At 70.6% G+C, this 11,786-nt stretch carries 9 protein-coding genes and 1 pseudogene; 5 read left to right on the forward strand and 5 right to left on the reverse strand.

Annotated features, from left to right (window positions below):
- The first annotated feature begins 65 nt into the window (after positions 1 to 65).
- From ND748_RS15745 to ND748_RS15765, 5 genes and pseudogenes are all read left to right on the forward strand, one after another.
- Complete coding sequence (locus tag ND748_RS15745; RefSeq protein ID WP_251746558.1) at positions 66 to 1,358, forward strand: sensor histidine kinase; 1,293 nt, start codon at positions 66 to 68, stop codon at positions 1,356 to 1,358.
- Entirely contained in the window at positions 1,346 to 1,990 is a 645-nt protein-coding gene (locus ND748_RS15750) for a response regulator transcription factor (protein ID WP_251746559.1), read from the forward strand. Before ND748_RS15745 ends, ND748_RS15750 begins: the two co-directional genes overlap by 13 nt.
- Positions 1,991 to 2,283: 293 nt before the next feature.
- Positions 2,284 to 2,529, forward strand: coding sequence for a hypothetical protein (locus tag ND748_RS15755; RefSeq protein ID WP_251746560.1), 246 nt, complete (start codon positions 2,284 to 2,286; stop codon positions 2,527 to 2,529).
- Between the two features lie 738 nt (positions 2,530 to 3,267).
- Positions 3,268 to 3,639 (forward strand): annotated as a pseudogene (locus ND748_RS15760) (hypothetical protein); the annotation flags it as partial.
- Between the two features lie 872 nt (positions 3,640 to 4,511).
- Positions 4,512 to 7,259: a LuxR family transcriptional regulator gene (locus tag ND748_RS15765; protein WP_251746561.1), complete on the forward strand. Its 2,748-nt coding sequence runs from the start codon at positions 4,512 to 4,514 to the stop codon at positions 7,257 to 7,259.
- Positions 7,260 to 7,292: 33 nt separating this feature from the next.
- Here ND748_RS15765 and ND748_RS15770 read toward each other — a convergent pair whose 3' ends face one another.
- The 5 genes from ND748_RS15770 to ND748_RS15790 all read right to left on the reverse strand — a co-directional run.
- The gene (locus tag ND748_RS15770; RefSeq protein ID WP_251746562.1) at positions 7,293 to 7,895 is read right to left on the reverse strand and encodes a TetR family transcriptional regulator; all 603 of its coding nucleotides are present in this window, start codon (positions 7,893 to 7,895) and stop codon (positions 7,293 to 7,295) included.
- Positions 7,879 to 9,432, reverse strand: coding sequence for an MFS transporter (locus tag ND748_RS15775; RefSeq protein ID WP_251746563.1), 1,554 nt, complete (start codon positions 9,430 to 9,432; stop codon positions 7,879 to 7,881). Before ND748_RS15775 ends, ND748_RS15770 begins: the two co-directional genes overlap by 17 nt.
- A 207-nt stretch (positions 9,433 to 9,639) precedes the next feature.
- Entirely contained in the window at positions 9,640 to 10,188 is a 549-nt protein-coding gene (locus tag ND748_RS15780) for a collagen binding domain-containing protein (protein WP_251746564.1), read from the reverse strand.
- Positions 10,189 to 10,376: 188 nt separating this feature from the next.
- The gene (locus ND748_RS15785; RefSeq protein ID WP_251746565.1) at positions 10,377 to 11,018 is read right to left on the reverse strand and encodes a TetR/AcrR family transcriptional regulator; all 642 of its coding nucleotides are present in this window, start codon (positions 11,016 to 11,018) and stop codon (positions 10,377 to 10,379) included.
- A gap of 251 nt (positions 11,019 to 11,269) precedes the next feature.
- A partial coding sequence (locus ND748_RS15790; RefSeq protein ID WP_251746566.1) for a phosphopantetheine-binding protein occupies positions 11,270 to 11,786 on the reverse strand: 517 nt, incomplete at its 5' end.

Here is an 11,786-nt window from a genome sequence, read left to right on the forward strand (position 1 = left end):
CCTTTTCCGACCTACCCGATCTAAGGTAGATCGATCATGGTCCACCTCCGGCTTACACGGATGGAATGACACGCCCGTTCGCCGCCTCGTACGCGGGCAACAACACCGCCGCCGGCCTCGCCGCGGCGACGTTGATCGGCCTGCTGGCGATCGGTGCCGGACTGGCGATCGGCCAGTACCACCTCTACGACGTCGAGGAGATCCTCAGCCGGGCCGTCACGTACCTGCTCGTCTCCGGGCTGCTCGCGGCGTCCTACGCGACGGTCGTGATCGTCGTCGGGCAGTCGCTCGCCGGCCGGACCGGGCGTTCACAGATCTCCGCGGTGCTCGCGACGCTCGCCGCTGTCGCGGTCACCGCCCCGGCCTACCGGAAGATCCAGGAAGGGGTCGACCGGCGGTTTAGCCGGCGGCGGTTCGAGACCTTGCAGGTGATCCGACGCTATCTACGGGACCCCGACCCCGACGTCGCCGTTGAGGAGGTGTTGCGCCGTGCACTGGGTGACCCCACGCTAGCGGTGGCCTACCTGGTCGACGACCGTCGCCAATGGGTCAGCGCAGACGGACAGCCAGCCAACCCCGGCAACAGTTTTATGGCGGCCGTCGAGGTATACCGGCGCGGCCGACCCATCGCCCGGGTGACGTTCGACCGTGGCAGGGCTCAACCCGGCCTCGTCCGCGCCGCGGCAACGGCGGCCACCGCCGAACTCGACAACGCAGGCCTGCGCGCCGCGGTCGCACTCCAGCTCGTCGAGGTACGCCAGTCCCGCACCCGGATCGCCGCGGCCCAGTTCGCCGAGCGCCGCACCATCGAACGCAACCTGCACGACGGCGCGCAGCAACGCCTGCTCGCACTCGCCCTTCAGCTACGAGCCGCGCAGTTGGGCGGCGACGAAGCCTCGCTACGCCAAGCCATCAGTACGGGCATCGATCAGCTGCAGGCCGCCGTGGTCGAGCTCCGCGAACTGGCCAACGGCCTGCACCCCGCGGTCCTCGCCGACGGCGGGCTCGCCGCCGCGCTCGACGACGTCGCCGCCCGCACCCCCGTACCCATCAAGATCTCTGCTCCGGACCGGCGATATCCGCCCGATCTGGAGGCAGCCGCCTGGTTCATCGCCTGCGAGGCGATGGCGAACGCGGTCAAACACGCCCACCCGACCACCATCGCCGTGGACGTCTCAGCCCCAGACGGGCAGCTGATCGTCGAGGTCCGCGACGACGGCATCGGCGGCGCTCAGCCCAGTGGACCCGGGCTGCGAGGCATCGCCGACCGAGCCGAAGCCTTCGGCGGGTCGCTGACCGTCCACACCGACCCCGGCACCGGAACAACCATCCGCGCGGAGCTGCCATGCGAGTCGTGATCGCCGACGATTCCGTGCTCCTGCGCGAAGGACTCGCCCGCCTACTCGCCGAAGCCGGGATTCACACCTGCGCGATGGCCGGCGACGCCGACAGCCTCGAAGCCGCAGTCGCCGAACACCGCCCAGACGTCGCGCTCGTAGACATCCGCATGCCGCCGACCTACACCCACGAAGGCGCGCAAGCCGCCGTCCGCCTCCGCGAACGGTCAGCGAGCCTCGGCATCCTGTTGCTGTCCCAGTCCCTGGAAAGCCGGTACGCCGCGACTCTCGCGCAAGCCCACCCCAAAGGCTTCGGCTACCTACTCAAAGACCGCGTCCTCGACGTCGCCACCCTCGTCGACGCGATCGAACGAGTCGCCTCCGGCGACACCGTCCTCGACCCCGACGTCGTCAGCTACCTCCTACGCCGACACGCCAACCGGGACCGCCTCACCGCCCTCAGCGAACGCGAACGCGACGTGCTCGCACTCATGGCCCAAGGCAGATCGAACATGGCCATCTCCCGCCACCTCGTCCTCGGACCCAAAACCATCGAAAGCCACATCGCCAGCATCCTCACCAAACTCGGATTGCTCCCCGAACCCGACGACAACCGACGCGTCCTGGCCGTCCTCACCTGGCTCCAAACCTGACTGCGGGAGAACTGCCTGTCGGGCGATCGACCTCATGCGCCAACAGCCAGCGGAGGCAGCTGGTGGGTCTCGACAACCGCGGCCTCCAACCGGCCGAACCGGAAACGCGCTTACCCGGGCCGGGAACAGGCAAACGCGGACGAACCGCGCCAGCGCCGGGACGACCCGACACCAGAACAAGCCATCGGAGGCGACGAAGGGCGACGCCGTGGTCGCCCAGGAACCGTTCCCAGCAGCAATAGAGTGCCCCGCAGCCGATACAGGCCAGCGAGCCGCAAGGGGGCACCCTACCGATGGCCGGTCCCGACCACGCCCAGGACGATCCCTGCACGGAGAACACGGAAGCCGGCAACCAAGCTGGCGCGGGACCGTCCCGGAAAACACGACGACAACCCGTCGCCCGCCACATGGTCATCGAGCGGGTCGAGACCATACCCATGACGGCCGAGGAACGGCGAAGAGCAGTCGAGGCGCTCGCCGAGCTGATCCTGCACTGGGAGCACACCACCGCCGCCGCCAACGCGGAGGAACACCGGTAGGGCGCCCGAGACCCGGCCGCCGCCGCGGCTGACGTTCCGCATCGCCCTCAGCGACATCGCGCCCTCGGTGTCCGCCCGCCGGCGCCCTTCGGCCGGGCCGGTCACGCCGACAAGATCAGGGCCTCTCGCGCCGAGAGTGCCAGGGATGGGTCTCCCGCATCCACGCACGGAACCGTCGGAGCCGCTCCTGGTGATTCGCCTTCCGGGGCTTCGCAGCGTCTGTGCACGGGCTTGCTTCGGGGGCGCCGCACTTCGGGCACGTGACGAGCCTGGCCCGCCCGACGGTCACCGGATCGGAGGCCGTGCCACCGGCACGCCGGCGCCATTCGTCGACCTGGCGGTCGTAGTCGGCCAGCGCCTGCTGGTACCGGCCTTCGTGGACGAGGGAAACGCGGAGCGCGGGTGGTGTGTCCGACTCCGGCGGTCTCCAGTCCGGATCAAAGGCCGCGAACGACCCGCATGCTGACCCAGTCCCAGCAGCGGTGACTACCGACAGGAGTCGACTGCTACAGAGCCAAAGGAGGCTCGAACCACCTGCCCGGCCCGCCGACCTGCAGTTTCGGCGGGCACGAGCACGTCCACAACGTGCGAACCAACCTGTTTCTGCAGGTCAGGCGGTTCGTCACGCTGCGGGGTGGACCTAACGCACCACAATAAGAACCGCACGATTTTGGTCAAGGGGCCGGAAATCACCATCCGTCCGGTCTCCACACGGCCGGTGGCCCGGGGCGATGCCCGGTGACCACACCAACCGAGACATCATCTACCGAATCGAACGAGTGTTCCGCATACCTGGCGGTTCCCGCAACGCCCGTACGCCTCGTCACCACGATCGCAGGGGTCGCGGTCGGACTGACGTTCCTGTTCGGCCTCGGCAACGTCGCCACCCTCGGCATCCACCTCGGCGTCCCCGCCTACGTCGCCGTCCTCGTCGCACCCGCGGTCGACCTGTCCGTCGTCGCCCTCCTCGGCACAAGACATCTCGCCCTGCACGACAGACCCGTCGAGGCGATCCGCTCCGCACGGCGGCTGCTCATCTTCGCCAGCTTGGTCACCCTCGCGCTGAACATCGCCGAACCCCTCCTCACCGGCCACTACGGCAAAGCAGCGAGCGGCAGATGCCCTATGTCCGTGACAGTTTCTGGCGGGGACGGGACTTCGCCTCGCTCGAGGCGATGCGCGCCGAGGCCGTCCGCTGGTGCGTCCAGGCCGCAGGTGCCCGTGCCTGCCGGCCGCTGGACGGCGCCGCCCCGCTGGCGGCGTTCGACGCGGTGGTGCGGCTTTGTCCACGCCTCGGTCCCGTTTCGTTCGCTTGCATGTCAGGCGTATGCCTGGCGGAGTATCGCCACGCGGAAACGGAGAAAATCGGCGGTATCGCCTGGTCGGCCCACCGCGTCCCTGACCTGAGCGCAACACCGCCGTCCGGGCGCGACGCGGCCGGGGCACGCCCCACGGCAACGCACCGCCCGGTGCCCGTCTCATCTCACACTGTCAACTGGCCGTCATACCGCGACAGATCCGGTACGGCGAGGTATAGCCGATGATCACTCCGGCTTGGCGCCCGCTGCGCTGTGTAGCTCGGGCGCGGCCGGAACCTCACCCGCTGGAATGTGCCCTACCAGGAAAAACGCTCGTACGGTTCACTCATTCGGGCCGGGGCGGCCCCTATTGTCGGTAACTTTGCGTTTACATTACCCGACGCGTTCCGCGTGTCGGCCGCGCTCCATTGGCCGCCGTCCGCGCCGGCCGATCCCTCTGGCGTGCCCCTCATAAGACATGTAACCTTCAAAAAGGGGGGAACATCCATTTGATCAGGGGGTGTCATGACCTCGTGTGCGCAGCGTCAGGGCCACGGCGGAGGAGGACTTGGCGCCCGCCACCCTCGGAGCTGTTCCCACCCGAGCGGGCGACCGCACACGCGATGACGATCTCACTCGAGCGGTAGACACAGCGGACTACTACCCGTTGCGAAGGGTCATGTCATGCACTTTTCGCGTTCTGACCGGCAACTCGGCACCGCCGAGAAGATGCTGGGCTCCTGCCTGGCAGGTCGCGAAGGCGGCGCCTTCCTTGTCGACGGCACGGTCGCCAGCGGGAAGACCGAGCTGCTTCGGAAAATGACCAACAGCGCCCTGGAGCGTGGCGCCGTCGTACTCTCGGCGGTCGGCGGACGAGCGGAGAACGAAATCCCGCTCGGCGTCGTCGACCAGCTCACGCACAATGCGTCGGCGCAGCTCGACGAGGTCGTCGAGTTGCGGGATACCGTCGAGGCCGGGGCCAGCGCCACGTCGACCGGCAGAATTGATTCGGAATTCTTGGACCCCGCCCGCGGCCGTCTTTTCGCCCGGCTGCACGGTGCCGCGATGCGCCTGGCCGAGCAAGCCCCGCTGGTGATCGCGGTGGACGACCTGCACCACGCGGACCCGATCTCGTTGCAGTTCCTGTCCTACCTGAGCAGACGGATCGCGAACAAACAGGTGCTGCTCGTGTTCAGCCTGCTGCCCGGAGCGGTGCCGACACTGCCGTTGTTCCAGACCGAGATGTCCTCCCACCCGAACTTCCGGCGGGTCATGCTGCAGCCGTTGTCCGTCGGGCAGGTCGGCGAGCTCCTCCGGCAGACCTCCGAACTCGCCGACGCGGCCCGGCTGGCGCCGCTATACCACGATCTGACCGGCGGGAACCCGCGCCTCGTCAAGGCGCTGGTCGCCGACCGGATGGGCACCGCCGACGGGCCCGGCACCGACGGGCTGACCCACTACCGGCGTGCGGTGCTGACCTGCCTGCACCGCATGGACCAGGTCTCGGGCAAGGTGGCCCAGGCGCTCTCGGTACTGGACGAGACCGAGTCCAGGCACCTGATCGACAGGCTGCTGCACCTCGACCGCGCGCTGGTGCGCCGCTCCGAACACATCCTGCGGCGCAGCGGGCTGCTCGGGCGACAGGGCTACCGACACGGCGAGGCGCGGGCGGCCGTGCGTGACGAGTATCTGGCGCCCGAGCAGCGCGCGCGGATGCACACAGAGGCGGCCCGCCTGCTCTTCCAGGACGGTGCGCAGGCGGCGGAGGTCGGCACCCATCTGCTCGCCGCCGACCGTGCCGCGGACCCGTGGGCCGTCCCGCTGCTCATCGAGGCGGCCGAGCAGCACCTTCGCGAGCAGCGGGTCGACCGCGCCACCCCGTACATCCGGCTGGCGCAGCGGGAGGCCGCGAGCGAGCAGGACCAGGCCGCAGTGAGCCTGATGCTGGCCCGCACGGAGTGGCCTTTCAACCCGGCGGCGGTGGCCCGCCACCTCGGCTCCCGCACGGGCCTCGCCGCGGACCCGTCCCAGCAGGCGGCGCGGATGATCGGCAGCCTGCTCAGCCAGGGGCTGGTGGACCAGGCCAGCGAGGCGCTGCGGTGGATCAGCGAGTCGGGGTTCGACACCGAGCACGCGGACAGCGACGACTGGGTCGCCTTCAGGACCTGGCTGGGGTACACGTACCCCCCGTTGGCCCCCCACCTGTCCGCTGCCGCGCCGCGAGCGGTGGGCGGGCCGTCCGGGAGCAGGCCGCCCGCCGGCGAGCTGGCCAGTTCCGTCCACCTGCTCGGGTGCGTGCTGCGGGGCGATCTGGCCGGGGCGGCCCTGGATCTCGCCGAGGACCGGCTGCGCCGCCTGCCACTCAGCGAGAAGACGCTGCAGCCCCTGGGCATCACGCTGCGGGCGCTCGTGTACGCCGACCAGTACGGCACGGCCTCCGACTGGGGCGAGACGTTGTTCAGCGCGGTGAACCACCGGAACAGACCGAGCTGGCGCTATCTGCTCGCCACGATCATGGCCGAGGTGGCGCTGGGCCGGGGCGAGCTGGCGGCGGCGGTCGAATACGCGCGCACGGCTCTGACCTGCCGGGCGGATCTCGCCGGGCTGAAGGCGTCGGGTCAGCCGCTGGCGCTGCTCGTGCTGGCGCTGGTCAAGTCGGGGGACCTCACCGGTGCGCGCCAGCTGCTGCCGCAGCTGACGGCCGACGCGCCGCGCGACGGCCGGGACGGCCTCTACCTCCTGCATGCGCGGGGCCATTACCACCTCGCGAACCAGCAGCCCGATCTGGCGCTGCGGGACTTCGACGTCTGCGGCCAGCGCATGCTGGCCTGGGGGCTGGTCTCGGCGTCCTTCATCCCGTGGCGCACCGACCGGGCGCAGGCGCTACTCGCGCTGCACCGACGGGAGGAGGCTCGGGACCTGGCCGGCGACCAGCTCGCCGGCCTCCATCCGCTGCAGGGCCGCACGAGGGCGATGACGCTGCGCGTGCTCGCCGAGACGATGGAGCCCGGCTACCGCTCGGTCCTGCTGCGCGAGGCGCAGGCCGTCATGACCGCGGCACCCGACCAGGTCGAGCTGGGCAGGATTCACGGCCTGCTCGTTGAGGCCGAGCGCACCCCAGCCGGCACTGGCAGCAGACTGCCGCCGGCCGGCGACGACGCCGGCACGACCAGACCCGCCAGCACGACTGGATCGGACGGCGCCACCAGACCCGACAGGGCGCCGCAGGACGGTTCCGGTGCCATCGCCGAGCTGACCGCAGCCGAGCGTCGGGTCGCGCTGCTCGTGGGGCGCGGACGCACGAATAGCGAGGCGGCAAGCGAGCTGTACATCACAATCAGCACCGTCGAGCAGCATCTGACCCGGATCTACCGGAAACTGGGCATCAAGCAGCGCAGCGATCTTCGCGCCTGTCTGCTCGGCAGCGGCTGAGCGAGCGGCCGGGGTCACGGGCCGCTCGGCCCGTCACACCTGCAGCCCGTCCTCCAGATAGCCGAGGGCCCGATCGATGAGCGCGGGCAGGTCCGCCTGGGGATCCTCGGCCAGGGCGGGCAGCGTCGCCAGCAGCGCCCCGATCACGCTGCCGGCCACCGTCCGGACCGCCAGGTCGTCCTTCGGACGTTCGGACCGCTCCGCGATCGCGTCGGCCAGCAGGAGCATTGTCTGCGAGATCTGGTCGAGCATCGCGGCACGCAGCGCGGGCTCGGCGACGATGAGCGCGGTGCGCTCGCGGATCGCCGCAGCCTGCTCCGGGGTCAGCACGTCGAACTGCTCACGGATCGCGGCCCGGATCGCCGGGATCGGCGGGACGGCCGTGGGCTGGTTGTGGAACGCCGCGATGATTGCGGGGTCGAGGTCGTCCTGCAGGACGACCTCGTCCTTCGAAGGAAAGTAGCGAAAGAAGGTCGTCTCCGAGACCTCGGCCGCCGCGATGATCTGCTCGACGGTGGTGGCCTGGTATCCCTGCTCACGGAACAGCCGCAGGGCATGGGTCTGGATGGCGGCACGCGTGCGTGCCTTCTTACGTTCCCGCAGCCCAGGCGTTACCCGGTCAGTGTGCGACGGCATCCACAGCCCCTCCCTCGACGAGCGGCCGCTCGTCCGAGTCACGAGAGCTCCGCTCGCGCAGGGCGACCAGGGCGACCAGGGCACCGGCCAGCGCGATCGCGGCCCCCGTCAGGAATGCGACGCCCATCCCGTCGACGAACGCCGACTGGATTGTGTGTACCAGTCCCGGCAGACCGGCGCCGCGCGCAGCGCTCGTTCCCTCGTAAAGGCTCGTACGCGCGTCCGCGGCGACGGTGGCCGGCAGATGGGCGCCACCCAGGTGGGAGTGGTACGCGGCGACCAGCACGCTGCCGGTGATCGCCGTTCCGAGCGGTGCGCCCGTCTTGTTGAACGCCTGCACCAGGGCGGACTCGGTGCCGCTGCGTTCGACCGAGAGCCCGGCCAGCGCCGCGGCCGTCGCCGCCGACAGCGCCAGGCCGCTGCCCGCGCCGACAAGCGCCGTCCACGCGGCGGTGAAACCGATCCCCGAGCCGGGAGAGGCGGCGGCGCCCACCGCCACGCCGGTGGCGAGGACGAGGAATCCCAGCATGATGGTCAGGCGCGCGCCGATCCCGACCGCCATCCGGCTGGCCAGGCCCGCGCCGACGACCATCCCCGCGATCAGCGGAAGAAGGCGCAGGCCGCTGCCGAGCGTGCCGGTTCCCTGGACGCCCTGGAAGTACTGCGGCAACGTGAACAGCACACCGATCATCACGAGGCCCGCGAGCGCCGCCAGCGCCGAGCCCCACAGGAACGGGCTCGGCCGCAGCAGCCGGGGATCGACCAGCGGCTGGCCGCCGGGCCGCCCGCCGAGCCGGTGCTCCCACCAGACGAACCCGGCCAGCACGAGCACGCCGGCCGTGGTCGCCACCAGCGCGTCCGGGCTGCCCCAGCCGTGATCGCCGGCGCGGACCAACCCGTAGGTCATGACCGCCAGTCCGAGGGCGGAGGCCGCCGTGCCGACCGGGTCCAGGCCCGGGCGCTGCGCCGAGCGGGACTCCGGGATCAGCACGAACCCGATGACCAGCGCGACCACGACGATCGGCACGTTGATCAGGAAGACCCATCCCCACCAGAACCGGGACAGCATCCAGCCGCCGAGGATCGGGCCGAGCGGCAGCGCGATGAAGGACGCCGCCTGGTAGATCCCGACGGCTTTGGGCCGTTCCTCCTCGTTGAACAGGACGACCAGCGCCGACAGCGCCATCACCGTGATGCCGGCGCCGGCGAGGCCCTGCAGCAGCCGACCGCCCAGGAACATCGCCACCGATCCGGCGTAGGCGCACAGCGCCGAGCCGAGGCCGAACAGGACCAGGGACGACAACAGCACGGCGCGACGCCCGTAGCGGTCTCCGATCAGCCCGACCGGCAGCACCGTCGCCGCCAGCACTAGCAGGTAGCCGGAGGAGAACCAGACGAGATCGGACTGCGACGCGTTGAGGGCCTCTGACAGTGTCGGCTGGGCCACCGACAGCACCGTCCCGTCCAGGCTGACGGCGAGCACGCTGAGATTGACCGCCCCCAGCGCCCACCACCGCCGCGACGTGGATCCGTCCATCCAACAGTCTCCTTCTAATAGGTGTCACCTCAAAATGAGAGTACACCAACATCAATGAGTGGTCGACCGTCGGCGACGGGTTCGCCGCGCCCGACGACTGGTGGAGGGACGCGCTGCTCCAACGGAGATACCGACGACCGCACGGCGCGCGAGAAGGGGTCGCGGCGGCCCTGGAGCCCGTCGGGTAAGCCCTCGACCGACGGGCGGTCAGACGCCGGACAGGGGGATCCGGACGTCCCGCAGGTTCTTGTCGACGAGCAGGCGCAGTCCGGCGGCCTGACCGACGACGCCGAGCAGGTAGGCCCCCCAGGGGACGGCTCGGAAGGCGAAGGCCCCGCTCGCATCGGTACGCGTACGCAGCTCGAGGCCCGACCCGTCGGTACGGCGAACGACCACGGCCGGGACGGGGCATCCCCGCGCGTCACGGGCCGTTCCCGCGCAGGACAGCAGCCGACGCGTCAGGATGGCGTCCGCCACCAGCGACTCGCCGTCGCCCACGCACACCTGCCGCCGCCACTGCTGGTACTCGCGATGGATCACCATTAGGGTGTAGCCGCCGGGCGGAAGCCCGCCGGCCTCGAAGTCGCCGTTGTCGGACGTCACGGTGGAGCCCACCACCACGCCGCGCTCGTCCAGGAAGACGGCCAGGGCGTCGGGCACCGGCAGGTACAGCGCCTGCTCGCTGGCCCTCCCCCGCGCCATTGCCGTCTCGCGCTGCTCGAGGACGGTCTCGACGGCCAGCGCCGACGCGGTCACGTCGATGTCCTCGGCCGCGGGGATGTACCCGGCGGCACCGGACGGCCCTGCGCGTCGAGCACCCGCACGATGATGGAACCGGCCGCGCGGCGCCGTCTGCGCACGACGTTCCTCCTCCGCTGCCTGGTGGTGCCCGGCTCGGTCGGCACCCGGGCCGGGGCCACGCCCCGGTCCCGGCCGTGCCCGGCTCAGTCGGGCGCAGACCCCACGCGGAGGTCGTTGTCCAGGTGGGCGAGCATCTGGTCGAGGTCCCGTGCGACGTCGTGGTCCGGATCCTGGGCCCAGCGGATCATAGTACTCAGGATGACACCGAAGATCGCTGCGCTGAGTGCCCGGACGCCGGGGTCGCTCTCCGCGCGGCCCTCCCGCTCGGCGACCAGCGAAGTGATCATCTGGGTCGTCTGGGTGACGTTGCCCAGGCTGGCCGCCCACAGGCCGGGCACCGTCACCATCAGGACGTCACGGTCGCGCTGCGCGCGGAACTCCTCGGGCGACAGGCCGGCCAGCGTCTCCTGGATCGCACGGCGCAGCGCCAACAGGACGGGCAAGTCGGTCGGTTGGGCGCGCCACGCCTCGAGGAAGAACGCGTCCTGCTCGTCGGAGACGACCAGCTCGTCCTTGGTCGGGAAGTAGCGGAAGACCGTGCTCTGGGACACCTCGGCGGCCTCGGCGATCTGCTCCATGGTGGTCGCCTCGTAGCCCTGCTCGCGGAACAGGCGCAACGCCTCCTGCTGGATCGCGGCCCGCGTCTTGGCCTTCTTGCGCTCCCGCAGGCCGGTACCAGACCCCTCGACCGGTGCCGGCGGACGCTGCTCCTTCACAAGGCCCATCGTGGGAGGTCCCTTCCGTGCGCCGGGTGGTCGAACGTCCGGCCACGCGGTCATTCCGACCTTGGGTAGTTGCCCATCGGCAGAGTACAGTGCGCTCTGAACTGATGGTGCACTTGCAGATTATCCGCGCAGCGTAGCCGGCCCTCCACCGGCCGTCCGGCCAGGGACAAGGTCTCCACCGGCCGCGCGGACGGCGCCAACCGTTCGACGCCCGCCCGCGTGACGTGGACAGCCTCATCGTCCGGCGTTTCTCACAGCTCCCGGTCGAGCAGTTCGAAGATCTCGTCGTCGGTGACCGTGTCGAGGTCATCACCGTCGCTCGCCGCCGCGCCGTCGACGGCACCCGCGGCGGACTCCCGCCACCGCCACAGCAGGGTCTCCAGCCTGCCGGTGATCTCCTCGCGTACCGCCTCGTCGTCCGGCGCGCGGCCCAGTGCCTCCTCCAGCGCCCGCAGCGACGCCAGGACCCCGCCGGATGGCTGTTCGTCGTCGGTACCGCCGAGGCGCTCCAACAGGTGCGCGACGAGCGCGGCCGGCGTCGGGTGGTCGTAGATCAATGTGGCGGGAAGCTCCAGGCCCGTGGCCGCGGCCAACCGGCTCCTCAGCTCGACACCCAGCAGTGAATCGAAGCCGACCTGTAGGAAGGCCAGCTCCTCATCCAGCTCGAGGGGTCCCGCATGACCCAGGACGGCGCCAGCTTCGGCGCCCAGCGCCTCCAGCAGTACGGCCGCGCGCCCGGCTGACGGCGCCGCGGCCACGCGCGCGGCG

It is taken from the genome of Frankia sp. AiPs1 (assembly GCF_023716945.1).
In the GTDB taxonomy this organism is placed as follows: Bacteria; Actinomycetota; Actinomycetes; order Frankiales; family Frankiaceae; genus Frankia.

What these genes read in the sequence shown, in the direction of transcription:
- ND748_RS15745 (WP_251746558.1), top strand. Translation starts at nt 66, where the DNA reads ATGACACGCCCGTTCGCCGCCTCGTACGCGGGCAACAACACCGCCGCC.
- ND748_RS15750 (WP_251746559.1), top strand. Translation starts at nt 1,346, where the DNA reads ATGCGAGTCGTGATCGCCGACGATTCCGTGCTCCTGCGCGAAGGACTC.
- ND748_RS15755 (WP_251746560.1), top strand. Translation starts at nt 2,284, where the DNA reads ATGGCCGGTCCCGACCACGCCCAGGACGATCCCTGCACGGAGAACACG.
- ND748_RS15765 (WP_251746561.1), top strand. Translation starts at nt 4,512, where the DNA reads ATGCACTTTTCGCGTTCTGACCGGCAACTCGGCACCGCCGAGAAGATG.
- ND748_RS15770 (WP_251746562.1), bottom strand. Translation starts at nt 7,895, where the DNA reads ATGCCGTCGCACACTGACCGGGTAACGCCTGGGCTGCGGGAACGTAAG.
- ND748_RS15775 (WP_251746563.1), bottom strand. Translation starts at nt 9,432, where the DNA reads ATGGACGGATCCACGTCGCGGCGGTGGTGGGCGCTGGGGGCGGTCAAT.
- ND748_RS15785 (WP_251746565.1), bottom strand. Translation starts at nt 11,018, where the DNA reads ATGGGCCTTGTGAAGGAGCAGCGTCCGCCGGCACCGGTCGAGGGGTCT.